Genomic DNA, 24,100 nt, shown 5'->3' on the forward strand with positions numbered 1-24,100 from the left:
TGGCCACAGTGCAAGTAAATAACGATACAATTTCTCTGTTAATGAAACATGCATCTGTCCGCAAGTTTCAGGATAAGCCAGTAAGTGAAGATCAGCTTAGCGCTATTATTGGAGCAGCTCAGATGGCTTCAACCTCAAGCAATGTTCAGGCTTATAGTGTTATTGCAGTTACTGACCCGGCACTAAAGACGGAGCTTGCGGGACTAGCGGGCAATCAGGCTTATATAGAACAATGCCCAGTGTTTTTGGTCTGGTGCGCTGATCTGTATCGGCTGCGCGAGGTGACGAAACCTCATTTGCAGGGAGAGACTTCTTATGAAGATTCTGCTGAGAACCTGATTGTAGCTACCGTTGATGTTGCGCTTGCTGCACAGAATGCTGCAGTGGCTGCGGAATCACTAGGACTTGGAATTGTATATATCGGTGGAATCCGTAACCGGATCGCGGAGGTATCGGAATTGCTGGGACTGCCTGAATTGGTCTATCCGCTATTCGGGATGTGTGTAGGTTATCCTGACGGAGCTTCGGGCCTGCGTCCGCGGCTTCCACTAGAGGCTGTTCTGCATCGTAATCGCTACAATGCGGAAACCACTGTGGAGCAGGTCAAAACTTACGATAAAGTCTCCTCAGACTATATGCGTGAGCGGACCCACGGCGCCAAAGACACCCCTTGGTCGGCCATTATGGCGGAGCGATTGGCACAGCCAGCACGGCTGCATATGAAGGAGTTCCTGCTGGAAAAAGGATTCCTCCGGAGATAACTAAACTCTCTTCACCTAAAGAGGCTGCCTTATTAGTAGTTCATTCTACTGATAGGGCAGCCTCTTTTTTTTATTCGAAGCCAGGAAGGTGACAGTTGTCATCTTAAAGAAATGACAGTCCATACTAATGTCATGTCTTCTTTTTCCATATGATTGAAATAGATCAAACGCATTCGGAAGCGGAGGGATTACGTTATGGATAATATTATAGAAATGCACGGGGTCAGCAAAATATATAAGGATAAAAAGGCCGTAGATAATATCAGCTTTAACATTGCTAAAGGTTCGATTACAGCTATTCTGGGACCGAACGGAGCGGGTAAAACAACGGCATTAGGCATGCTGCTGGGGCTAATAGAGCCTACCGAGGGTACAGTGGAGTTGTTCGGTCATCATCCGAAGGATAAAGCAGTACGTGAAAAGACTGGAGCGATGCTGCAGGAGGTAAGTGTAATGGATCGGCTAAAGGTGCGGGAGATCATTGATCTGATCCGCAGCTATTATCCAAAGCCTATGGATATGGAGTTTCTAATTAAGACTACTGGACTTGCGCCAGCCGATTTGAATAGATACGCCGAGAAGCTCTCGGGCGGTCAAAAGCGTAGTTTGGGCTTTGCGCTAGCCCTCGCGGGTAATTCGGAGCTGATCTTTTTCGATGAACCTACAGTCGGACTTGATATTACTTCCCGGCGGCGGTTCTGGGAAACGGTTCGTGGACTTGCGGAGCAAGGAAAAACGATTGTGTTCACGACCCATTATTTGCAGGAAGCAGAAGATATCGCGGATCGTATTCTGTTATTCAGTAAAGGCCACTTAGTTGCGGACGGAAGTCCAGATGAGATTAAATCGCGGATTGTGAAGCGTTCCGTGTCCTTCCTGCCTGTAGGTGATTACTCGCAATTGCGCAGAAACCTGCTAGACCTAGCTGCTATTGAGGATTGTTATGAAAAAGATGGCCGCATTCATGTGACCACAGACGATACAGATGAGGCGCTTAAAGCGATTTTTGTGGCTGGACTTCCCGTGAAGGATGTTCGAATTGATCAGGGACGTTTGGATGAGGCTTTTGAACAATTGACCATGAACCAAGAGGAGGCTGTCTAACCATGAGACTAATAACTGTACAGTGTAAAGCGGAAATGCTGCGGATCATCCGTAATCCCTATTATGTGTTCTGGTCTTTGCTCATGCCCATCATGTTCTATTTCATCTTCACCCGGGTGGTCAATACAGGTAGCGATGACCTAACGTGGCGTGCTCATTATTTAATGTCTATGGCGACCTTCAGTGTAATGGGCTCAGCCATTATGACACTTGGCATCCGGTTGGTGCAAGAACGAACACAAGGCTGGACCACCTTTATTCGGATTACACCGCTGCCGGGATCGATCTATTTTTTCGGAAAAATGTTCGGACAGACGATGATGCATCTGTTTTCGGTCATTTGTATTTTTATCGCAGGCTATTTAATCAATGGCGTCTCTTTATCCGCAGGTCAATGGGTGCTTAGCGGGCTGTGGATCCTGATCGGTTCTCTACCATTTTTAGCGATTGGTACGCTTGTAGGTGCTATGAAACGGGTGGATACAGCCAGTGGAGTCAGCAACGTGATTTATATGGCTCTTGCTGTAGCAGGGGGCATGTGGATGCCGATTGAGATTCTGCCACGATTAATGCAGCGGATTGGTCATTGGTTGCCTTCCTATAACTATGGGAATGGAGCCTGGGAAATCGTTCGTGGCTCAGCTCCGACATGGAGTAATGTCTTGATTTTACTCGGATATTTGGTAGTTTTTATGTTACTATCGGTCTATATTCGAAAAAAACAGGAAGCGGTGTGAATGAATGGCTGAGCGTGCGAAGTTCCGGTTATTTCCACAAAAACAGGGTTTTTTCCCTTTTGTATGGGCTGTTTATCTGGTTTTGCCCATCCTGAATTTGCGCGGGGAGACTGGAATGAAGCTCATCCTGGGCGGGATTATGATAGCGGTGTTTGCCATCAGCTATCGCCAGCTGTATTGGGTGCGGGGTGGAGTGTTTAATGTTTGGTTATTTATTCAAATGTTAATCATCGTGGTGCTTAGTTTGTTCTATACCCCCTATAATCTGTACATGGGCTTTTTCACCGCAAATTTTATCGCATATTATACGGAGAATAAAGGGTTCAAAATTGCATTTGCTTCTTTTGTGATCATGATCCTTTCGGTGCTGGTCTTAGTGGGTCGTGAGATGGAGTGGGGAAGCGTGATGTTTTTAGCTCCGTTTATTATTATTATGTTGATTAGTCCGTTCGGAGTGAGGTCCATGAATCGGAATCAGAAGCTGGAGAAAGAGCTGGATCAAGCCAATGAGGTGATTAAAGAGCTGGTGAAGCGTGAGGAACGAATGCGAATCGCCCGTGACCTGCATGATACTCTTGGCCATACCTTGTCCTTGATTACGTTAAAGAGCCAACTCGTAGAGAAGCTGGTGACGAAAAATACGGAGCGAGCCCAAGAGGAGGCGCGGGAAATTCAGCGCACTTCACGGGCTGCGCTCCGTCAAGTGCGTGAGCTAGTGTCGGAAATGCGTGCGGTCTCAGTGGCAGAGGAACTGGCTGAAGCTGGAGAGATGCTGCGGACGGCAGAGATCGCCTTAGAAGTGGAAGGGGATATCTCTCTGGAGGGGGTATCCGACCTGACGCAAAATATCCTCAGCCTCTGTATCAAAGAAGCAGTGACTAATATCGTAAAGCATAGTAGAGCGGACAAATGCTTCATAGGAGTGGCAAAGCTGGCTGGAGAAGTGCGAATTACCGTTAAGGATAACGGCATTGGTCTACAGCATGGGGAGAGAGGGAATGGTGGGCTTAGCGATGGAAATGGCATGAAGGGAATGGCAGAGCGTCTATCCCTGATTGATGGCTCCCTGTCGCTAAGCTCAGCTGAGGGTCAGGGAGCTACGCTGATCGTTACCATCCCGCTAATCGTAAAAGATGCACAAGGGGGTGAGACTGCATGATAAGCATTGTTATAGCGGAGGACCAACGTCTGCTTCGGGGAGCGATGGCTTCTTTGCTGGATCTTGAAGACGATATCGAAGTAGTCGGAGAAGCTTGTGATGGGGCGGAGGCGTTAGCTTTAATCGACAAGCTTCAGCCGGATGTCTGTCTCATGGACATTGAAATGCCGTTCAAGAGCGGGCTGGAGGTTGCAGAAATATTGCGGAGTAAGGGTTGTCCGACCCGAATTATTATTTTGACCACCTTTGCCCGTCCAGGGTATTTTGAGCGTGGAGTAAAGGCTGGTATTCAAGGGTATTTGTTGAAGGACGAGCCTGTAGATAAGCTAGCTGAATCTATTCGTCGTGTCATGGCTGGACATCGGGAGGTATCTCCTGAGTTAGTCTTCGGCAGTCTGCGGGAGGAGAATCCATTAACAGCACGGGAGCGCGAGATTTTAAAACTGGCTGGAGAAGGGCAAACCGCGAGCGAGATAGCCTTTTCGCTGCATCTGTCTTATGGCACTGTCCGCAATTACATCTCTGAAATTCTCAATAAGCTGGAAGTGAAAAGCCGGATTGAGGCGGTACGGCTGGCGGAAGAAAAAGGCTGGATTTGAGGGGAGGAGGGCATTGTTATGCAAATATTTCTGATTCGTCATGGTGATCCGGACTATTCCATAGATGATCTAACGGAATTCGGGCATCAGGAAGCAGCGGCATTGGGAAAACGCATGGCATCTATCGGACTGGATGAATTATATGCTTCACCATTGGGTAGAGCACAGACAACAGCAAGTTATGTGGCCAAAGAGACGGAACTTGTAATTCAGACAGAACCTTGGACTTGTGAATTGGATTGGACAGGGGTTATGTTGGATGGACAAATGGCGCCTATATGGGATAGTCCCGGAGAACATATTAGTGAACTATCGAGTGGAAAAAGAGAATGGTCTGATCAAACAGATCATTGGTTAAAACAAGAGGAATACAGATTGCGGTTTAGCGAACTACAAGCGGCTTCAGATCAATTCTTGCTTAGCCACCACTATAAAAGAGAAGATGGCCTATATCGTATCCTCGAGCCTTCTACCAAGAAGATTGGAGTTGTGTGTCACGGTGGCTTTGGCCTTGCATGGCTAGCCCATTTATTGCAGATTCCTTTAGCCTTGGCTTGGTCCGTATTTTGGCTTGCTCCAAGCTCGGTAACGACGATCTTGTTTGAAGAGCGCAGCGAGCACTATGCAGTTCCCAGATGTATTGGATTGGGAGATGTCTCCCACCTCTATGCTGGGGGTATGAACTATCGCCCAAGGGGATTAATGGGTAATCATGTTTAAGGTGACTGATTAAGAGCGAGCAAGGACATTGTCTATGAAGTGAAAAGCCATCCTGTAGAGGATGGCCTTTTTTAATAATACAAGAAAGTATAAGTTTGGCACGAGACATTATCCTTCTATTTCTCGCATAAACGCTTACCGTCCTTTAGGGGCACCGAAGGCGCTTTTGCTTGCATATAAGAATCATGCCCCTTGCCCAGTTCCTGATTTCCACTTGCTATTGTGCTAACGGACTTAGATGCAGCTATTTGTACATTTTAAGCCTTTTGGAGGAAGTTGCGGACTCGAGAGATCTTATTTTCCATAAATGGAGGGAATATCGTGCTATTTTAGTGATATAAAGTCTCTGAAGTCCGTTAGCATCCCAGAACAGCGAAATAGTTACGAATAAGGGCTGTGGTGTCCAAACGCAATTCTGAATTCTGCTCGCAATTAAGCTACATTTGCTGATAGCAGCAGCTTTTTCATGAAATGGTCTACTGATTTTGGTTTTGAGCCTAAATTATCTGAAATTCCACTCTTCACCGTGGATTTAATTTCACCTGTGAACCTTTGCCGCCTGTCTGGATGCCGGTATCTTTGACTCCGACTTCCTTGAGGTCAGCTACGAGGCGTTCTAGTACCGTCTTTGCGGCAGCAGCTTCCTTCGCACCGGATGCTTTGACAACTAATTGCACCGGCTTGCCGGAGCGTAGATGCTTCTCGGCCTGACGGAGCTTCGTATCGTAGTCATGCTCTTCAATATGAGCAGTGAAGCGGAGCTCTTTGACCTTCTCCTTGCTGCCGCCCTTTGCAGCTGAGCCACCACTGGCCTTGCGTGCTGAGGCTGCTTCTTTCTGCGCGGCCGCTTTTGCTTTGCCCTTTGCAGTTAGGCTGCAGGGCGGTGGGCTGCTCATTAGCGAGGTGCATACCAGATCAGCTCCCGCTGATCTGGCCATGGCCAGCGCCTCTTCCCGTGAGACGATCCCCAGCTTCTCACCCCTAAGTCCTGTAAGAACTACTTCGGATGCTCTGATTTGTTCATTGATTAATACTGCCACTTCTATGAATCCTCCCCTGATAACGATGATAAAGCTATCATATATGGAACTAGCTTGAGGTTCAAATGTGGAGCGTAGGATTAGCATTACTAATCCTCTCAATTTCTTCTTTTATGATTTGTAGGATTAGTTCTTTAGATGATGTTGCTAGATATTCTCGGTTGCGCCGCTGCAATATACCCACTTGAATGAACGGCTCGCTTAGTTCAACATCTATTTTTACGATATCTGTCATTAAAGCTGTCGAATCAAGCACTACCCCCACCCCAAGGTTCTTTCTTACAAAATGAGGAATAGCAGAAATTTGGCTTATGGTGGATAAAGTGGGCTTTGATTCGAATCTCGAAAATTGCTTAGCTAACCGAAGGTAATATAAGCAAGTGCGTCCTCCAGCTATAATTGGATATTCAAGAATTTCTCGAAATGAAATATCGTCTCGTCCGTTTAAAGGATGATTTTCATCTACTATAAAAGCGATTTTCTCGTGATAAAGCGGTTCGAAATAAAAGAAAGACAGGTCGGACGGCTCACCGCAGATGGCGAAATCCAGTTCTCTTTGTAGAACAAGTTGTGAGAGGGAATCAGTGTTACCCTGAATGAAGTTACATGCCATCTTTGGTTTTTGCTCCTGAAACTTTCGCAAGGCGTTCGGTAGGACGGATTCCATCATGGATTCAATGCCTCCGATATGAAGTGTGCCAATTTCGTCATGCTGTAAAGCTTTGGTGAGTTCTGTTACATAGTTCCAATGTTGAATAAGGTTATCGATTTCCGCTGCAAAAACTTGCCCGGCACTTGTCAGTTCTACTTCCCAGCCTCTGTGAAAGAGTTGTATGCCCAGTTCTTTTTCAAGTCGTTGAATTTGGTTGGTAATGGTAGACTGCGCATAATTCAACTTCTCGGCAGCGCGTGAGAAAGTGCCTTCTTGAAGAATGGTCTTAAAAGCCATCAGTTCTTTTAGATCCATCGATTGTCACCCCTATCGGTATAATTGATTAAGATTATTATCTTATTCAATTATATAAATCAAAATACTGAGAGTACAATAAAAGAATTCAAAGAAGGAGTGAATTAAAATGCCATTCATTAGAGTCAGTTATCTGGAGCAACAATACGACATTCATCAGCTAGAAGGAATATGCAGAGCGATTATGAGCGCGTTAATTCAGCATTTCCATGTACCGGAGGATGATCTGTTTCAGGTTTTTCATGCGCATAAAGCGGGGGAACTTTTTTATAGTAAAGATTATTTAAATATTGAACGAAGCGACGGACTGATATATATCCAAGTTACGCTAAAATCCGGAAGATCAACGGAACAGAAGAAAAGCTTTTACGCGAGGCTAGCCGAGGAATTATCGATGACGCTAAACATCAGAAAAGAAGATATATTCATTGTGCTCGTCGATACGGAATTCGAAGATTGGTCGTTTGGTAACGGTGTTGCTCAAATGCTACAACCTCCGGTTAGGGAGGTGTAATATGGCGCATCAGAAAATCGTCACAAATGTACGGGAATCGTTAGGGGAGTTCGCTCCGGCATTCGTCGACTACTCGGAAAATGTGTTATTTGGGGACTTATGGAGACGTGAGCAATTATCACTTCGGGATCGTAGCATGATTACGATTTCTGCTTTGGTGATGGGGGGCATGACGGAACAACTCCCCTATCATCTGCACTTGGCTTTAGAGAACGGCTTACAACTTGAAGAAATCGTGGAGGCCATCACCCACCTTTCTTTTTATGTAGGTTGGCCGCGAGCCTCTTCAGCTCTAGAGGTTGCAAAGGATGTAATAGGAAAAAATAAATAACGTCTGACTTTTCAATCCCATCCGTAACCTTTAGAAACTTCATTGGCACTTGTATATAATACGGAAGAAGGGAGCGGAGGACAGATGCTTCAGTATATAGAAGAGGCTAAACAAGGAGACCGACAAGCTTTTGAACAGATTGTTAAGCACTTTACACCGATGGCCAATGCAGTTGCGTTCGAAAAGCTGCGTGACTATCAATTAGCGGAAGATGCTGTGCAGGAAGCTTTCACAGAAGCCTTTTTGCATTTGAATAAATTACGAGCAGTAGAGGCATTCCCGGGCTGGTTTAAAGCTATTGTGGTGCGGCAATGTTATCGCATCTTGCGAAGAAAGCAGCATCCTGCATTACCCTACGAGGAAGCTGCGCAAGCGACAGAATCTTCATTTTCTATAGCAGATATTATTGAAAAAAAGGAAACCCAGCGGCTGGTTCACGAGTCTATAGCTGCATTAACTTCCAATATGCGGATTGCCGTTCAATTATATTATTTTCAAGGCTACTCACTACAAGAGATTGCTGACTTTCTGGGGACTTCGGTTTCGGTGTTGAAGAAGCGACTTTTTGATGCCCGCCGCAAGCTGAAAGGTGCATTGCCTGTGGCAGATGTTCTTTCCGTATTCAACCATTTGTACGAAGGGGGAAAAGCTGTGCTTCACATTGTAAATGGAGATGTAGTGGGAGAGAAGCTGCGGCAAGGAATCGTGAAAGGTGATGTACTAGTGTGGAGAGAGGTATATTCGCATGGGCCGGTATTTTTGGATCCTGCCGATGGAGATAACCGCGCTGTTCGAGCGCAATATTTGGAACAAACGATGGGGATTCCGCAGAGGGAATTTATCGCCAATAGTGAGAGGCAAGAGAAGATTTTAGCTGATTTCCATAAATATGAAGAAGTGGTGTTATGGTTCGAGCATGACCTTTTCGATCAGACGATGCTCAGTTATTTACTCCATTGGTTCTCGAAGCAGAAAATGTTAACCACCAAGCTAAGCTTACTATGCATTGGAGAGTATCCGGGAATAAAGTTATTTCGAGGACTTGGACAACTTTCTATAGAGCAGATGGAAACATTATCAGGCACATGGAAGCTAATCGGAGCCAAAGAATTAGAAGCAGGTCAAGCACTCTGGGAAGCCTATGTATCACCGAATCCAGAATTGCTGCAACAACGATTAACTACAGATACATCGGCTTTACCCTTTGCACATGACGCCTTCCGGGCGCATTTATCGCGCTTTCCTTCTACTACAAACGGACTTGGCATCGTAGAACAAATCACGCTGGAGATGATCCGTGAGGGAATAAAATCACCCTATGAGCTGTTCAAAAATGTGGGTGATAAGCTTAACATCTTAGGAATGGGCGACCTGCAATATTGGCATATCCTAAGAAAGATGGTACAAGGCACGTACCCTTTGCTACAAACCCATGGATGCAATGAGTTCCCTGTTTATAACGATTCAGTAATGCAATTTAAAGACTGTGAGCTTGTATTAACAGAGCTAGGTAAGAGTGTAATAGCTGGAAACGAAGACTGGGTGCAGAAGAATGGCAGCGATGAGTGGTTTGGAGGTGTACATCTGCAAGGATTGACTCCGCGCTGGCGGTGGAATCCGTTGGTCGGTGCGCTTCAGGAGAGAAGTGCCGAGGCGTAATTTATTAATCTAAATGTTTGCTACCCAAGGCATATTGAGCATAAAAAGACTTCCGCTAACTTGGAGATACTCAAACGCTCCAGAGGGGGAAGTCTTTTTTGTTGTATCCATATATTATATGAATAGTAAATATAGTATATATCATCTATTTAAAGGGTGATTGATCTTTGTTGGAGAATATTATCTATAGAATAAATAGTGAAAGTATTCACTTGATGATGCAAAGGGAGGAATATTCGTTATACGATAGGAGGATGATGTATCAATGTCCATACAGAATAAAACAGCAATGATAAGAATTGCAAAAGCAAATTTAAAAGCGGAAAAAACCAAAAATTACTTTGTAGGCAGTGTGATAGCTTTAGCTGCGTTTTTATTAACTGTTGTAATGACCTTTGGTTATAATTCTTTTACTAACCTACAACATGAGTCGAATTTCCAGGCTTTATTCTATAATCTCAATAACAATGAAATCTCACGATTGAAAGAAATAGAGGGAATTAATAAAATCGGACTCTATAAGGAAATAGGCAGAGAGAAAAAAGAAGAACGCTTATTGTCCATTCTCTACACGGATCAAGCCATGATGGATTTATCAAATGCCAATATCGTTCTGGGGAAGTTCCCTACAAAAGAAAATGAAATTGCAATAGAAAAAGACTTTCAGTTATCTGATGATCGAAGCCTGGGGCTTGGCGATTCTATTTCTTTGCAATTTAGAAACAATGCCAGCAAAGAATTTCAAACCAGCCAATTTGTGATTTCTGGAATTCTGCAAACAACCGCATCAGGTAACGAGAATCGAATCGGCTACAATGCTCTGGTATCAAGCGCGTTCGTTGAGGCAGATCCGTTTCTTTCCAAAGAGGATTACTCCGCGGCAATTAGCATCAACAACAGCAGCAGTTATTCCAACGAGGAACTGAAGTCAAAAATCAAAGAAATAGGGCAGCGAATGGGTATCTCTGAGAGAAATGTTCAGATCAATAATGTGAATGTGGACAGTAATAATCTGTCAGGAAGCACTGTGATATCCATCTTGTCTATCATGCTGATTATCGCACTGGCTTGTTGGCTTGTCATCTACAATATCTTTTATATTTCAATTACTAAGCGAATTAAACAATACGGACAACTTAGAGCAATCGGTGCAACAAAAAGGCAGATAAAACAGCTAGTTCTATATGAAGGGAAAAATCTTTCAAGAAAATATATCCCTATTGGAGTTATTTTTGGATGTTTAATGAGCTGGATTTTAAGTGGCTTTCACTGGAATGCAGTTCCAAGTTTTTTACTTGCATTTTTAGCAGGTTTGCTCACCAAAGTAACAGTTAGAGCTTCATTAAACGCACCATCTAAATTCGCATCAAGAATCTCTCCTATAACGGCGATTAGACATGTAGATGCCGATGTTAATACAAAAAAGGAGAAAAGAAACTCGAAAAGACTCACACCATTTTCTTTAGCTGCATTGAACTTATCAAGAAGCAGGAAAAAGACGGTGTTAACTTTGCTGTCTCTTTTTTTAAGCGGAACGCTATTTGTTTCCTTGGGGACATTGTTAAACTCGGTCGATCCAATCTCAAAAGCAGAGAAATATTTTCCGAATCATGGTCGGTTTGATATTCAAATTAATAATGAGTTGTATTCTGAAACAACCTCATTAAGTGATCTTCAGACGGAAGGGCAACTATCTACTTCTTTAAAAAATAAAATCTTAGCTATAAATGAAGTTGAGGACGTAATCGAACATCAGTATATTGAAGCTGCTATCGAAGGAATAAAAACGGATGACGGGGCCGCGATAGTCAGTATTGAGAATATCCCTACGTTAAACAACGAAAGATGGAGTAGTCATTTGGCTGAGGGGAAGATCCCGGATGTTGATTCGTCGGATGCATCCTACATTCTCCTTAACAGCGCCAGTAGTGACTTAGATTATTACGGGGCTCATTACGCTGTCGGTGATCATATTTCATTCATAATTGCTAATGATCAGGAGAAGGTTAAACATGATTTTGAGATCATTGGAGATATTACGGATAAGAATTCAGGAACTTCATTTTATCTTCCACCCAAAGTAATGCAAACTGTAGCCCCTTTTAATAGCAATAAGAGCTACGAAGTTATTACTATGGATAAATCGAATGAAGAGTCAATAAAGAGTGAGTTAGAGGGTGTGATTCTCAATGAGGATACACTCAAATTATTGTCTTTTTCCGAAGTTGTGGAATCCAATAGAATTGCTTTTAGAACTATCACTATTTCAGTGTATAGTTTTATGGTTTTTATAGCAGTATTCAGTATGATCAATCTCTTGAACACCATAATCACCACTATTTCTGCAAGAAAAGGGGAGCTAGGCCTTATGCAAGCCATAGGAATGAGCCGAAAACAATTAATGGCTATGTTAACCTATGAAACAGGATTTTTAGTGGTTGGAAGCTTTACGATGGCTCTTTTTACGGGCAATCTAATGGGATACATGATAAGTAAGAGTGCAGGGAATATGGGGGGGCTTTCCTACATTCAATACCAATTCCCTTGGAGTGCTATTTTCCTGTATTTCTTGGTTATTTTACTTGTCCAGACTGGTATGGTTCAGTTTGTTAGACGATCAATATCGAAGCAGAGCATTATAGAGCAATTAAATTAACGATGCGGAAAGTTTAGCTATATTTAATAAATCCCTCGCCTTTATACGGGCCAAACGTGAAAATAAATAGTGAGTAGCAATTAACGTTGAAGGGTGATTTATATGCTGAAACTACCGGTGTATCATTCCGTAATTTCTTCCCATGCCATAGTACCCGTAATTAATGATCTTTATGAAATCGGGGATGTTCTGGAGTGTGGTTTTTATGAGAACGGACTTAATGATACCTATTTACTAAAGACCTCTATTGATAAATACATTCTTAGGATCTATAAAGCTCATTGGCGAAATAAACATGAGATTGATTTTGAACTGGAGTTATTGAATCACTTAAATAAGAAGAATATCCCGGTATCGGCTCCGGTAATCAGCAGGGAGGGTGGTTACCTAATTGAGCTGGAGGCTCCTGAAGGAACACGTTACGCAGTTCTGTTTACTTTTGCAAAAGGCAATTATTCCGATGGAAAAGCTAGCTGTGAATTATACGGTGAACAAGTGGCTAAGATGCATCTGGCTATGGATGATTTCGAATGTGGGCAGCAAAGATTTACGCTTAATCTGGATCATCTGCTTAAAGAACCGCTTCAATCGATTCGCAAGCCTTTATCCCACAGGCAAGAGGATATCGATTATCTAGAATCTTTGTCGGAAGTATTGGCAAATAGCATAGCTGAAATCTCATCAGAGCTGGATTGGGGGGCATGTCATGGTGATCTTCATGGAGCGAACGTACATTTCTACGAGGATACCCTGACTCATTTCGACTTTGATTGCGGAGGTTTTGGCTGGAGGGCCTATGATGTTTCCGTGTTTTTGTGGTCAAGGGTTAGAGGGAAAGAACGAGAGCATTTTGACAATGAACAATGGACTGTTTTCCTGGATTCATACCAAAAGCATAAAGTATTATCTGAGAACGATTTAAAGGCAATCCCTATATTTGTTGCTATCCGGGAGATATGGTTGATGGGTCTGCACACAGGGAACGCACAGGTTTGGAGTTGTGGGTGGCAAAACGATCATTACTTCAATACTAATCTGCAATTCCTACGTAATTGGTGTGAAGTTCATTCTATCCAATAGACAATACCCAAACAAGAAGCCACTCCATATTTAGGGGTGGCTTTACTTCAGTCATTATTCATAAACGTCTTATGATAAGCGTTACGATATTGGGTGGGCGTCATGTTTTCGTATTTTCGGAAGAGGCGCATGAAATATTTATCGTCGGTGAATCCCGTCTCTGTCGCGATGTCCCTCACGCTTAATGCGGTTCTGGTTAGTAGCTCCTTCGCTTTAGTCACACGTACTGAATGGATATATTCCAATGGCCCCATGGAGGTATGCTGTTTAAATAGCCGAGCTAAATAGTCCTTGTTGTAATTGAATTTATCCGCGATGATGGCCACGGTAAGCGGTTCGCTTGCATGTATCCTTGTCCACTCAGCTATTTTGACGAAGGTGACATCTTGCTGTGCGCGGATCAGCTTACTGGCGAACGGCTGAAGTGCATGCTCAGACAGCTCAATTAAAAGCGAGGTCAGCAAATAATTAACGCTGGAATAGGTTAAATACCCCGAGTTGGCCACATGAAGGATTTGATTCGCCAGAATATGAATCCGGTCACTATGTTGGATTTTTATGATTTGGGGCAGATATAGATCATGTACGGACCATAAGCGCTGTGTGCGCGAAAAGATTTCTTCTGCCTCAGGCTTCATTTCCTCCTCACTCAGTAATAACCCCTCGGTTGTCAGTTCGAAATGAAACCAATAAAACTTAACCCCGGGTCGTGACTCTCTATAGCCGACATGTGTGCGATTAGGCATGAGCAGAAGAGCTTCGTCAGGGCCTACTTCAAATTGTTTGTTCTCCTCACTCAAATATACGGTTTCGTTCACGCCAATGATTAGTTCGTAGTTCCCCATAACACGCTCTACATGCTTCCATGGTGTTTCTGAGATAAATTCACCTGCCGCTGTAAAATGAACAGGTGCATCTGCATTTATTTTTAAATAGCTCATGCGGTCCTCCTAGTATTCAATAAGTCGGGTTTGTCCACTATTTGTACGACTGATCTACCGACAAATCAACGTTCCGGTGTTATCTTATGGATACAAATATACACTTGTCATCTAACCCTGACAAGATTGCGAGGGAGCGATTTCATTGAAGACGCAAGCTTTTGATCTACAGAACGTACGAATTGATTCAGGTCCACTTCTCCATGCGATGGAGTTAAATACTGATTATTTACTTAAGCTTGAGGCAGATCGGCTTCTGTCGCGTTTTCGCGAATATGCTGGCTTAGAGCCTAAGGCTGCTCACTACGAGGGCTGGGAATCTCAGGGTATTAGCGGCCATACGTTAGGCCATTATATTTCTGGATGTGCGTTAATGTATGCCTCTACGGGAAATGAAGAGCTGCTACAACGCGTGAATTATGTAGTAGATGAATTAGAGCAATGTCAGGATGCGCATGGCAATGGCTTTATTTCCGGCATTCCTCGTGGCAAGGAGTTATTTGAGGAAGTGAAGGCAGGCGACATTCGCTCACAGGGCTTTGACCTCAACGGAGGTTGGGTGCCGCTTTACACGATGCATAAGCTGTTTGCAGGTCTTCGCGATGCTTATCGATTGGCCGGCAATCAGAAGGCGCTCGTTATTGAAACGAAGCTGGGGCTGTGGCTTGAGGATATTTTTGCAGGGCTGAGTAAAGATCAGATCCAAGAGGTGCTGCGTTGTGAGTTTGGCGGCATGAATGAAGCGCTGACGGATTTGGCAGAGGATTCCGGAGAAGATCGTTTCCTCGCGTTAGCGGAAAGCTTTTATCATGGGGAAGTGCTTAATGATCTGGCCGTAGAAAAAGATACCCTAACTGGAAGACATGCTAATACACAGATTCCAAAAATCATCGGAGCTGCTAGACAATATGAGGTAACTGGGCAGGAGCATTATGCAGGTATTTCCCGCTTCTTCTGGGATCGGGTCGTGAATCATCATTCTTATGTGATCGGTGGCAACAGCTATAATGAGCATTTTGGTGAACCGGATAAGTTAAATGATCGATTGGGTGAAGGTTCCTGTGAGACATGCAACACGTACAACATGCTGAAGCTGACTAAGCATATGTTCCAATGGGATGCGTATGCAGCGTATGCAGATTACTACGAACGTGCGATGTATAATCACATCTTAGCCTCTCAGGAGCCGGTAGATGGCCGGGTATGTTACTTCGTATCTCTCGAGATGGGTGGACATAAATCGTTTAATTCGCAGTTCGAAAGCTTTACGTGTTGTGTAGGTTCGGGAATGGAAAGCCATTCTATGTATGGCTCGGCGATATACTTCCATAGTGCAGATGAGCTTTATGTCAATCAGTACGTACCTTCTACAGTGGCTTGGAAAGAGCAAGGCATTAGCTTGCAGCAAGAGACCAAGTTCCCGGCAGAGGGACAAGGTGTACTGCGGATCAGTGCAGGACAGCCAACGAAATTCACATTAAAGCTAAGATATCCTTACTGGGCTGAGCAAGGGATGAGTGTTAGCGTAAATGGTGAAGATGTTCAAGTAAATGTAGGCAAATCTAACTACTTTACTTTGGATAGAGAGTGGCAGGATGGAGACGTTGTCGAATACGATATTCCGATGTCGGTGAGAATCGAGACGATGCCGGATAATCCGAACCGAGTTGCATTCCTTTACGGGCCACTTGTGCTCGCAGGTGATTTTGGGCCTATAAATGCAGAGGCCAATAGCGATCGCGCCCTTGCTTCCGTATTAATCGGAGATCGGGACACACTGACGAACAACCTCATCCAATCTAATGTGAGCAAAAATGTGTTCCGGATGAAAGGTTTAGGGTATACAGGGGATCATGAGCTTCGTCCGTTCTACCCTATGCATGATCATCGTTATTCCGTGTATTGGGATTTATTTACACCGGAAGAGTGGAAGCTGGCAGAGGCTGAATATCGCGAAGCCGTGGAGAATAACTTGCTGCTTGAGCAGTTAACTGTCGATTCGGTACAACCTGCTGAAATGCAGCCTGAACGCGATCATAATTTCACAGGTGAATTTGTAGGCTTAGGTAAAATCCACAATCGCAAGTATCGGGACAGCTGGATCAATGGCTGGTTCTCCTTCACGATGGAAGTTTTGCCGGATGAGCAAGTGGATCTGGTGGTCACGTATCTGAAGTCGAACGATACTTCGCTGGCATTTGATATTTTGGCGGATGGGGAGCAACTTGGTGTAGGCACTCTTGAGTCTGAGGAGATGAATAAGCTGGAGACGATTCGCTATGAACTCCCGCAGCCGATCACGAGCGGCAAATCAGCAGTTACGATCAAGTTTGCTTCTCATGAAGGACATAAGGTTGGCCAAGTGGCCGGACTACGTATCGTTAAACGGAACTCTTGAATAAAAAGGCTTACAGAATTATAATAGGAACAATTCTTTTAATTGAGGTGAAATGGATGTCTTTCCGTACCGTTACAAGGAACTAGTTATCGGGCTGGGTGAAACGCGTACCAGCTATCAAGGGGGGAATCTACCCTTTTGGTTACAACTAACTAGAGCTTTGAACGGTGCCATAGGCAGCTATTTTTGTAGAGCCAGGCACTTAACCTATTTAACTTAGAGAACCGTTTATTTGTGGATGGTTTTTTACAGTGGGATAGGGGCGCCTGGCTTTTTTGCATTCAATTAAAAGAGGGGATAAATGATATGTTAAAAAAGAGTCTAGCTCATCTAAAGTGGTGGGTATGTGGTTATATTTTATTGGGTTTTGCCATTCAGCTGTTAAGTAGTTTAGGGGTTGTTGTCTTTCAAAAAATATTAGATAAGGCCACGGTAATCAACAGTTTTGGTGAAATATCCACATTAATTATAGTGTATGGAGCTCTGCTAGCTGGAGTGGCGATCCTGAATTATATAGACGAATACCCGAGTGTGTTTTTATCGAACAGCATCACGGAGCGGTTAAAGATTCTTGCACTGTCCAAAATATCAAAAATGGATTATCAAGCGTATCAGGATATGGGAACAGGGCAGATGATTAAGGTGATCGAGAACGGGGCAGCGGCTGGAAACAGCATTATTTTTTCTTTTTTTCTCAAAACACTACATGAGTTGTTACCTACTCTTCTATTCAGTCTAGTCTTTATCAGCTTCTATGATCTAAGGATCATGTTAGTGATTGCAGCTGGCTATGTGGTCGTCTTTCTGATAACAAATCTGTTGTTGAAATTTCTGTATGCCATGAAGGCTGCCATTCTCCAAGAGCAAGAAAAGATGTCCGGATTCTCTATCCGCGGGTTTATGGAATTGGTCGTCTTTAGAACCAACAAGAGATATGAGAAAGAGATCGATAAATTAAGCCAGACCGCACGCACTATCATTCATAAAAATGCTCAGCTAAAAATGATTCATGAAGCTTTTTTTGCTATATTCGAGTTATTTGTCACGATCATTAAAGTTGTTGTCCTGATTTATGGTGTGAAAAGCATTCTCGCAGGCGAGACCTCACTAGGTATTGTGGTCGCATTGTTTATGTTCATCGATAAAATTTATACCCCAATTGCCATCTTTAATGTTTTATTTGTAGATTACAGACTGAATAAAGTGACCTACAGAAGATTCGAGGAATTTATTGCTGCCCCAGAAGATAAGAACTTGGAATCCGGAGAAGCCATCACTGAGCTCCAAGGCAATATTGAGTTTAGGAAGGTGTCCTTTACTTATGGGAATGTGCAGATACTGAATAACCTGTCTTTTTCGCTTACGCGAGGAGCTTCCGTTGCTATTGTCGGATTAAGTGGAGGCGGGAAATCTACGCTGATTAAATTGATTGTGGGGTTATTAAAAAAGGGCGAAGGTGAACTCTTACTGGACGGTAAGGATATCGATGAGATTCGTTTGAATAGCTACTATGATCATATTTCCTATCTATCCCAAGATACGCCGATTTTTGATGCTACGATAAGGGATAATATTGTATTTGATGAGGATACTCTGTCCGATGAAGAGCTATATGAGATTCTGGGAAAAGTTCATTTGCAGGAAAAAGTAAGCCATTTACCGGATCGCTTAGATACTTTGGTAGGCGAAAAAGGTCTCAAATTATCAGGAGGCGAAAGACAGCGATTAGCGTTTGCCAGAGTCATTGCCCAAAAAAGAAATATTCTAATTCTGGATGAGCCCGTGTCAGCGCTTGATAATATCACTGAGCAAAGTCTTATGGAGACGATTTTGAATGAATTTAAGGACAAAACTATCATCATTGTGGCCCACAGGCTTAATTTTATAAAAGACGTTGATAAGATATTGGTAGTGGATCAAGGGTCAATTGTTGGGGAAGGGAAGTTTGATGATTTAATAGAACAGTGCGAAGCTTTTAAAGCGTTATGGAATAGAAAAATATCGTTTACAGATTATCGATAAATTGCTAGACTCTTCTAAAAAAAGAGGTGCTATCTATGGCTTGGCCAACACATATTGTAGCGGTGGGTGGAATTGCAATAAATGAAGAGGGAGATATTCTTTTAGTAAAAACACATCATGGTGGCTGGGTATTTCCTGGAGGACAAGTGGAAGTTGGAGAAAACCTAATGGATGCACTAATTCGCGAGATTAAAGAGGAAAGTGGAATAGATGTTGTTGTTTCTCAATTGATTGGCGTGTATTCGAATACAGGTATGCATAAATGGTATGACGGTGAGACGGATGTTCCTACCAAGGTCATGTTAGACTTTATCTGCAAGCCCGTGGGTGGAGAATTAAGTACTTCGGAGGAAACATCTGAAGTGATGTGGGTAGCCAAGGAGAAGGTGCTGGATCTGATTTCTGCAGCGGCTATTCGTACCCGCTATCAAGCTTATTTGGATTTCGACGGAAATACTAGGTACATGGATTATGTAACTGGAGGTGCGTTTGAAGTTAAATTGGATCGGACGGTGTAAAAAAAGAAGCTTTGAGGCTTTCCCGAAAGGGAAGGCCTCTTTTGTTGGGAATGAGCAATCATTCCGCTATATCGTATAAGGATTGTGTCGAATCATCTCAATTAAATTCACTGCGGCTGCTGATAAGGGCTCATTTTTACGTGTACAGATCGCAATGGTATTTTTCAGATGGACGCCTTCTACATATACTCGGCACAATTCTCCACGCTCTACATATTTGCGTACGACTAATGAAGAAACGAAGTTTGCACCATATCCGGCGATAACGGCTTTGATGGCTTCATGTAGTCCATTAAATTGCAAAGAGATGATAGGAGCGGGTGTGTTGTATGTGCGGCATAAAGATAATAATCGCTCCCGCGTTGAACTCCCTTCTTCACGCATAACGAAGGGTTCCTTCATCATTTCGGATAGAGAAACTTGCTGATTGGCATAACGATGATCGGGTGCGACTACAAACCATAACTCGTCCTGAAATAACTCCTCTGTCTGGATTGTATCTGGATAAGCCTCGGCGATTCCTCCATAAATAGCTATATCCACATCTACATTTAACAGCTGCTTGAGGGCATCACTTGAGTTGGTAGTGGTGATCATCATCTCCACTTGTTCATATTGCTGCTTAAACTTTGCAATCCAGGTAGGAATGAGAAAGTGAGCAGGCAAATACGTTGCGGCTAGACGGATACTTCCGTTACTGCCGTTAACATAATCTTGAGCGAATTGCTCAATTTGTTGTTCTACGGCGAACAGTCGCTTGGCGAGTAGAGTAAGCTCTTCCCCTGCATCCGTTAAAGCAATTCCTCTGCCTTGAGGTTTAAATAGGGCAAAGGACAGTTCCTTTTCGAACTTCTTAATCTGCGCAGTGATGGCAGGCTGACTTATATTTAAAATTTCTGAAGCGCGTGTCACACTGCCTGCCGATGCGATTACATGGAATAAGCGTAAGGCATGTAGGTTCATGGTTAAACTCCCATTCTTCGATTCATATATTAAATATATAAATTAAATATAAAGATATATTATATTTATGATTATAACTGATTTACAATACAGATATAAAGATGAACTTGGAAAGTTGAGATTAGGGAAAGGAATAATGGAGAGGAGGTTTGGAACTTTAGGAGCGTAGCGATCGCCTTTGTCTCCGGATTTCAACCATGAACAGTGTTTAAATTGAAGAAATCTGGAGACAACAGCGACCGGAAGTCCAAACACTCCTCGTAGTTACGAACGATCCCTAAATGTGGAATTTATAAGTTCATCTAAACCAAAATCAATACTATAGGAGAAGTGATAAATATGAATCAAACGACAACTTGGGATAAAGTCGATCAGTATATTACAGAGCGCCTGATTCCACAGGACGCTGTATTGGAAGAAGTGTTGGTCACCAATCAACAGGCGGGGTTGCCGCCCTTTGATGTTTCGCCTAGTCAGGGGAAATTCCTCAATCTACTGGTGCAAATGAAAGGTGCACGCCGGATTTTGGAGATTGGCACCTTGGGCGGGTACAGTACGATTTGGATGGCAAGAGCCCTGCCGTCTGACGGACAGATAGTTACCTTGGAGCTGGATCCTATTCATGCGCAGGTAGCTAAAGCTAATCTTTCGCTTGCCGAGGTGGATCATCTGGTAGAGCTTCGTGTAGGGGATGCATTAGAGCAACTGTCTCAGATGAAACAAGAGGGCGTTGAACCCTTCGACTTTATTTTTATAGATGCCGATAAACCGAATAATCCTAACTATTTAAAGTGGGCGCTGCAATTCTCCCAGCCCGGAACGGTGATCCTTGGAGATAATGTGATTCGTGAAGGGGAGGTCATTAATGAGAATAGCGAAGACGCTCGTGTAGTAGGCGTACGGGAATTCTATGATCTGTTGGCTGAAGAGCCTAGAATTTCGGCTACTGCCATTCAGACGGTGGGAAGCAAAGGTTATGATGGATTTGTATTGGGGATTGTGAATAGCTGAGGGATTCGACAGATCCTCTGAGCGTTACGGACCCCGTTGGTGTTATTTGCGAATTTTTAGCCTATAGAGCAGGGTTTCGGACTCCAGTGGCGCTATTGCTTAGAAAGAGGTTCATCTGTGTCCGATAGATGCCGGTGCCTCCTACCTGTAAATGATATCAAATCAAACAAAGGTGTCCCTAAGCCATGATGGCTTTAGGAACACCTTCGTTATTTTAAAGCGCCTCTTTAATCACCTTTTTGTAATAGAAGACGGACAATATTGCAAAGATCGAATACAAAGCAGTGTATAACAGCATCACCAGAATCATCGGTGTCCAAAGCTCTGTGCCGAATAAGAACCAGCCGGATTTAACGGCGAAGTAGCTGTGAAGCAGACCTATGACTAATGGAATACCGAAGTTGAACAATTGTTTCATCTGTATACCTCTGAGCAGATCGCCTTGCGTGAATCCAAGCTTTCTCAGAATAGTGTAGTTAGGTTTTTCATTTTCACTTTCATCCATTTGTTTAAAGTATAGAATACATCCGGAGGTAATCAAGAAGGTTAACCCCAGAAAAGCAACGATAAACATAATGAGTCCCATATTTTGTTTTTGACCTTTTATCGACTCTAATTGAGAGTCTTGTTTGTTTTTCTCATCAAATTTCAAGGTCTTGAAAAGTTCATTTGCCTGTTCAACGCTGGCCCGGACTTTCATATCAATCCCGATATTAAGGGAGGATCCCCTTTGAAGGGCAGGATCTAAATCCTTCTTTAAGCGCTTAAAGATCGATTCGTCTACAACCGCAACCGGTAAGCCACCACCTGTGTAATACCCTGAAATGGGACTTTCGATATCTAATCTTTTATAATCCTGTGGAAAAACCTCATGTAACCCTTTGAGTTCAATCGCACCTTTATCTTTCATAGTAACAAAATTATCCAGTGCACTGCTTGATTTCGTAAAATAAGCTTTATCTGGAGTTAGATCAACGTCTTCAAGTGCATTTTCACTTATGACCGCCAGGGTCATAATATTTGAAAACATATTGTCTCCGTCCGGTTTTTTAACAAGAATCTCTTCAACATCTACATCGACCTGAAGGACTTGGGTCCTTCTTTCTGTAAATACTAAATCATTTGCCGTTAGGATCTTTGTAAATTGTTCAGCCTCTTGGGTATTCGTGAATACAAAATCCGTTGGGACATATTGCTTGGAAGTTTTCTCAGCAGAGTAAAAGGAAATGTAGCTAAGGGATAATAAACCCAGGGCTAGTGCCGATACCGTTGTGATGATGGTCAATAATACGGCATTGGATTTCATGCGAAACATAATGGAGGAAAGAGATAGAACCTCTCTAATGTTCAGATAGCCGTTTTTCCGCTTACGAATGATATGAAAAATAAAACTTACCGAGCCTTTATAAAATAGATAGGTCCCAATAATGACGGATCCCAAAATAGTAATCATGGATATAGCCAATTGATTCATTGAGGTTACGTCTTCGGTAAGTAATTTAGAGGAGAGCACATAGCCCAGTAGGATTAGGCCAATTCCGACAATCCCTATGATCATTTCAAAGAAGGATAACTTTTTCACTGTACCTTCTGTTGTTGAGGTTACCCGGAACAAGGATAAGATACTTTGTCTTTTAATAAATCCATAATTCATCAGCATGATCAAAAGATAAATCACACAAAATACGATCAACGTCTGAATCAAAGCTTCGATAGAGAAATGAAGGGAGGCTATAGCATCGACCCCCATTATTTTAAATAAGATCATGAGGATCAATTTTGAGATAGAAAAGCCTACTAATATCCCTAGGATCAGGGAACCGAAATATAGGATAAAGTTCTCTGCCGAAAGAATGCGGAAAATTTTATTTTTGGTCATTCCAATTAACTGAAATAAGCCAATTTCTTTGCCGCGTCGTTTGATAAAGATCGTATTAGCATACAACAGGAAAATAGAGACAATTACGACTAGTAAAACCGAGGCAGCCGTGATGGCTGCGCCCCCTTTGATAGAGCTTTCCAGCTCATCCATCGAGGGATCGTATTGCAAGGTGACAAAGGCGAAATATAAGGCCACACTAAAAACTAGCGCAAACACGTATAGGTAGTAATTTCGGATGTTTTTTCGCAGATTTCGAATCATTAATACATTAATGCTCATTCTGCACACCGCCTAATACACCCTGTGTTTTTATAATGTCGTTGAAGAAAACTTGTCTTGATTGTTCTCCTTTATTTAGTTGCGTATAGATTTTTCCATCTTTTATAAAAATAACTCTACTGCAATAACTGGCAGCCACTGGATCATGTGTAACCATAACGATGGTTGCTCTTCGTTTTTGATTGAGTTCACTTAGCTTATTTAATAAATCAGAAGCGGATTTAGAATCCAGCGCCCCGGTAGGCTCATCAGCAAAAATAATACTTGGATCATGAATGAAGGCACGAGCTGCTGAGGTACGTTGTTTTTGACCGCCAGAGATTTCATTGGGGTACTTATTTTTTAATTCCAAAATCCCCAATTCCTTTGCGAGACTTTCGAATTTCTGATTGGCGGCTTTCTTGGGTGTATTGGTAATGGATAGTGGCAGCAGGATGTTCTCCTTTACCGTCAGCGTGTCCAAGAGATTATATTCTTGAAATATAAAACCTAAATGATTCTTGCGAAATTCAGCAAGCTGCTTCTCTTTCATATTGGAGATTTCATTGCCCTCGATGGTAATAGATCCGTTACTGATTTTGTCGATCGACGAGAGTACGTTGAGTAGGGTGGTTTTACCTGAACCGGAAGGCCCCATGATGCCAACGAATTCGCCTTCTTCTATACGAATATCGAGTCCGCTTAACACGGATTGTTTGTTTAATTTATTGCCATAGCTTTTATGAATTTTAGTAGCTTCTAGAATTGCCATAATGATTC

The 24,100-nt window shown here is 43.0% G+C and carries 21 protein-coding genes; 15 read left to right on the forward strand and 6 right to left on the reverse strand.

The genetic code is table 11. The features are described 5' to 3' along the window. Positions 1-8: 8 nt before the first annotated feature. The 6 genes from nfsA (at position 9) to NYE58_RS02060 (ending at position 5,080) form a co-directional block, all read left to right on the forward strand. Positions 9-761 carry an oxygen-insensitive NADPH nitroreductase gene (gene nfsA / locus NYE58_RS02035; protein ID WP_076220221.1) on the forward strand — a complete coding sequence of 251 codons (753 nt, stop codon included), beginning with the start codon at positions 9-11 and terminating at the stop codon, positions 759-761. Between the two features lie 195 nt (positions 762-956). Then, complete coding sequence (locus NYE58_RS02040; RefSeq protein ID WP_341000976.1) at positions 957-1,865, forward strand: ABC transporter ATP-binding protein; 909 nt, start codon at positions 957-959, stop codon at positions 1,863-1,865. Positions 1,866-1,867: 2 nt separating this feature from the next. Then, positions 1,868-2,602, forward strand: coding sequence for an ABC transporter permease (locus tag NYE58_RS02045; protein WP_036682760.1), 735 nt, complete (start codon positions 1,868-1,870; stop codon positions 2,600-2,602). A 4-nt stretch (positions 2,603-2,606) separates the two neighbouring features. Beyond that, positions 2,607-3,761 (forward strand): sensor histidine kinase, encoded by a 1,155-nt coding sequence (locus tag NYE58_RS02050; RefSeq protein WP_076124630.1) that lies wholly within the window; start codon positions 2,607-2,609, stop codon positions 3,759-3,761. Then, the gene (locus NYE58_RS02055) at positions 3,758-4,360 is read left to right on the forward strand and encodes a response regulator transcription factor (RefSeq protein ID WP_036682756.1); all 603 of its coding nucleotides are present in this window, start codon (positions 3,758-3,760) and stop codon (positions 4,358-4,360) included. The genes NYE58_RS02050 and NYE58_RS02055 overlap by 4 nt, the downstream gene beginning before the upstream one ends. Positions 4,361-4,378: 18 nt before the next feature. Continuing rightward, complete coding sequence (locus NYE58_RS02060; protein WP_076220222.1) at positions 4,379-5,080, forward strand: histidine phosphatase family protein; 702 nt, start codon at positions 4,379-4,381, stop codon at positions 5,078-5,080. A gap of 521 nt (positions 5,081-5,601) precedes the next feature. Here the strand turns inward: NYE58_RS02060 and infC are convergent. Then, entirely contained in the window at positions 5,602-6,120 is a 519-nt protein-coding gene (gene infC, locus NYE58_RS02065) for a translation initiation factor IF-3 (RefSeq protein WP_076185653.1), read from the reverse strand. A gap of 61 nt (positions 6,121-6,181) precedes the next feature. After that, positions 6,182-7,087 (reverse strand): LysR family transcriptional regulator, encoded by a 906-nt coding sequence (locus NYE58_RS02070; RefSeq protein WP_341000978.1) that lies wholly within the window; start codon positions 7,085-7,087, stop codon positions 6,182-6,184. Between the two features lie 109 nt (positions 7,088-7,196). Between NYE58_RS02070 and NYE58_RS02075 the strand changes: the two genes are divergently transcribed. The 5 genes from NYE58_RS02075 to NYE58_RS02095 all read left to right on the forward strand — a co-directional run bounded on the left by NYE58_RS02075 (position 7,197) and on the right by NYE58_RS02095 (position 13,327). Next, positions 7,197-7,601 (forward strand): tautomerase family protein, encoded by a 405-nt coding sequence (locus NYE58_RS02075; RefSeq protein WP_076218989.1) that lies wholly within the window; start codon positions 7,197-7,199, stop codon positions 7,599-7,601. 1 nt (position 7,602) lies between these two features. Beyond that, on the forward strand, positions 7,603-7,932 hold the full coding sequence (locus tag NYE58_RS02080; protein WP_076124622.1) for a carboxymuconolactone decarboxylase family protein: 330 nt from the start codon (positions 7,603-7,605) through the stop codon (positions 7,930-7,932). A gap of 84 nt (positions 7,933-8,016) precedes the next feature. Beyond that, entirely contained in the window at positions 8,017-9,591 is a 1,575-nt protein-coding gene (locus NYE58_RS02085) for a sigma-70 family RNA polymerase sigma factor (RefSeq protein WP_312149643.1), read from the forward strand. A 265-nt stretch (positions 9,592-9,856) separates the two neighbouring features. Beyond that, positions 9,857-12,247 (forward strand): ABC transporter permease, encoded by a 2,391-nt coding sequence (locus tag NYE58_RS02090; RefSeq protein ID WP_341000980.1) that lies wholly within the window; start codon positions 9,857-9,859, stop codon positions 12,245-12,247. A gap of 102 nt (positions 12,248-12,349) precedes the next feature. Next, positions 12,350-13,327, forward strand: a complete 978-nt coding sequence (locus NYE58_RS02095) for a phosphotransferase (protein WP_339246063.1) — start codon at positions 12,350-12,352, stop codon at positions 13,325-13,327. Positions 13,328-13,374: 47 nt separating this feature from the next. Here the strand turns inward: NYE58_RS02095 and NYE58_RS02100 are convergent, their stop codons facing one another. Beyond that, complete coding sequence (locus NYE58_RS02100; protein WP_076218986.1) at positions 13,375-14,268, reverse strand: helix-turn-helix transcriptional regulator; 894 nt, start codon at positions 14,266-14,268, stop codon at positions 13,375-13,377. Between the two features lie 145 nt (positions 14,269-14,413). Between NYE58_RS02100 and NYE58_RS02105 the strand changes: the two genes are divergently transcribed. From NYE58_RS02105 to NYE58_RS02115, 3 genes are all read left to right on the forward strand, one after another. Further along, positions 14,414-16,666 carry a glycoside hydrolase family 127 protein gene (locus NYE58_RS02105; RefSeq protein WP_076218985.1) on the forward strand — a complete coding sequence of 751 codons (2,253 nt, stop codon included), beginning with the start codon at positions 14,414-14,416 and terminating at the stop codon, positions 16,664-16,666. 306 nt (positions 16,667-16,972) lie between these two features. Then, a complete protein-coding gene (locus tag NYE58_RS02110; protein WP_341000982.1) occupies positions 16,973-18,688 on the forward strand; it encodes an ABC transporter ATP-binding protein in 1,716 nt (571 codons plus the stop codon). A gap of 35 nt (positions 18,689-18,723) precedes the next feature. After that, a complete protein-coding gene (locus NYE58_RS02115) occupies positions 18,724-19,206 on the forward strand; it encodes an NUDIX hydrolase (protein ID WP_076101239.1) in 483 nt (160 codons plus the stop codon). A 66-nt stretch (positions 19,207-19,272) separates the two neighbouring features. Here the strand turns inward: NYE58_RS02115 and NYE58_RS02120 are convergent, their stop codons facing one another. Continuing rightward, complete coding sequence (locus NYE58_RS02120; RefSeq protein WP_076185668.1) at positions 19,273-20,169, reverse strand: LysR family transcriptional regulator; 897 nt, start codon at positions 20,167-20,169, stop codon at positions 19,273-19,275. 339 nt (positions 20,170-20,508) lie between these two features. On the opposite strand from NYE58_RS02120, the gene NYE58_RS02125 reads away from it, so the two are divergent. After that, a complete protein-coding gene (locus tag NYE58_RS02125; protein WP_076192727.1) occupies positions 20,509-21,180 on the forward strand; it encodes an O-methyltransferase in 672 nt (223 codons plus the stop codon). Positions 21,181-21,394: 214 nt separating this feature from the next. Here the strand turns inward: NYE58_RS02125 and NYE58_RS02130 are convergent, their stop codons facing one another. Both NYE58_RS02130 and NYE58_RS02135 read right to left on the reverse strand, forming a co-directional pair. After that, positions 21,395-23,341 carry an ABC transporter permease gene (locus NYE58_RS02130; protein ID WP_341000984.1) on the reverse strand — a complete coding sequence of 649 codons (1,947 nt, stop codon included), beginning with the start codon at positions 23,339-23,341 and terminating at the stop codon, positions 21,395-21,397. Beyond that, complete coding sequence (locus NYE58_RS02135) at positions 23,331-24,092, reverse strand: ABC transporter ATP-binding protein (RefSeq protein WP_076192732.1); 762 nt, start codon at positions 24,090-24,092, stop codon at positions 23,331-23,333. Before NYE58_RS02135 ends, NYE58_RS02130 begins: the two co-directional genes overlap by 11 nt. Positions 24,093-24,100 lie beyond the last annotated feature (8 nt).

Source organism: Paenibacillus sp. FSL L8-0708 (assembly GCF_038009325.1).
In the GTDB taxonomy this organism is placed as follows: domain Bacteria; phylum Bacillota; class Bacilli; order Paenibacillales; family Paenibacillaceae; genus Paenibacillus_AQ; species Paenibacillus_AQ odorifer.

What these genes read in the sequence shown, in the direction of transcription:
- NYE58_RS02060 (WP_076220222.1), top strand. Translation starts at nt 4,379, where the DNA reads ATGCAAATATTTCTGATTCGTCATGGTGATCCGGACTATTCCATAGAT.
- NYE58_RS02110 (WP_341000982.1), top strand. Translation starts at nt 16,973, where the DNA reads ATGTTAAAAAAGAGTCTAGCTCATCTAAAGTGGTGGGTATGTGGTTAT.
- NYE58_RS02055 (WP_036682756.1), top strand. Translation starts at nt 3,758, where the DNA reads ATGATAAGCATTGTTATAGCGGAGGACCAACGTCTGCTTCGGGGAGCG.
- NYE58_RS02100 (WP_076218986.1), bottom strand. Translation starts at nt 14,268, where the DNA reads ATGAGCTATTTAAAAATAAATGCAGATGCACCTGTTCATTTTACAGCG.
- NYE58_RS02085 (WP_312149643.1), top strand. Translation starts at nt 8,017, where the DNA reads ATGCTTCAGTATATAGAAGAGGCTAAACAAGGAGACCGACAAGCTTTT.
- NYE58_RS02090 (WP_341000980.1), top strand. Translation starts at nt 9,857, where the DNA reads ATGTCCATACAGAATAAAACAGCAATGATAAGAATTGCAAAAGCAAAT.
- NYE58_RS02095 (WP_339246063.1), top strand. Translation starts at nt 12,350, where the DNA reads ATGCTGAAACTACCGGTGTATCATTCCGTAATTTCTTCCCATGCCATA.
- NYE58_RS02045 (WP_036682760.1), top strand. Translation starts at nt 1,868, where the DNA reads ATGAGACTAATAACTGTACAGTGTAAAGCGGAAATGCTGCGGATCATC.
- NYE58_RS02080 (WP_076124622.1), top strand. Translation starts at nt 7,603, where the DNA reads ATGGCGCATCAGAAAATCGTCACAAATGTACGGGAATCGTTAGGGGAG.
- NYE58_RS02115 (WP_076101239.1), top strand. Translation starts at nt 18,724, where the DNA reads ATGGCTTGGCCAACACATATTGTAGCGGTGGGTGGAATTGCAATAAAT.
- NYE58_RS02135 (WP_076192732.1), bottom strand. Translation starts at nt 24,092, where the DNA reads ATGGCAATTCTAGAAGCTACTAAAATTCATAAAAGCTATGGCAATAAA.
- NYE58_RS02120 (WP_076185668.1), bottom strand. Translation starts at nt 20,169, where the DNA reads ATGAACCTACATGCCTTACGCTTATTCCATGTAATCGCATCGGCAGGC.
- NYE58_RS02070 (WP_341000978.1), bottom strand. Translation starts at nt 7,087, where the DNA reads ATGGATCTAAAAGAACTGATGGCTTTTAAGACCATTCTTCAAGAAGGC.
- NYE58_RS02130 (WP_341000984.1), bottom strand. Translation starts at nt 23,341, where the DNA reads ATGAGCATTAATGTATTAATGATTCGAAATCTGCGAAAAAACATCCGA.
- NYE58_RS02050 (WP_076124630.1), top strand. Translation starts at nt 2,607, where the DNA reads ATGGCTGAGCGTGCGAAGTTCCGGTTATTTCCACAAAAACAGGGTTTT.
- NYE58_RS02040 (WP_341000976.1), top strand. Translation starts at nt 957, where the DNA reads ATGGATAATATTATAGAAATGCACGGGGTCAGCAAAATATATAAGGAT.
- NYE58_RS02125 (WP_076192727.1), top strand. Translation starts at nt 20,509, where the DNA reads ATGAATCAAACGACAACTTGGGATAAAGTCGATCAGTATATTACAGAG.
- NYE58_RS02075 (WP_076218989.1), top strand. Translation starts at nt 7,197, where the DNA reads ATGCCATTCATTAGAGTCAGTTATCTGGAGCAACAATACGACATTCAT.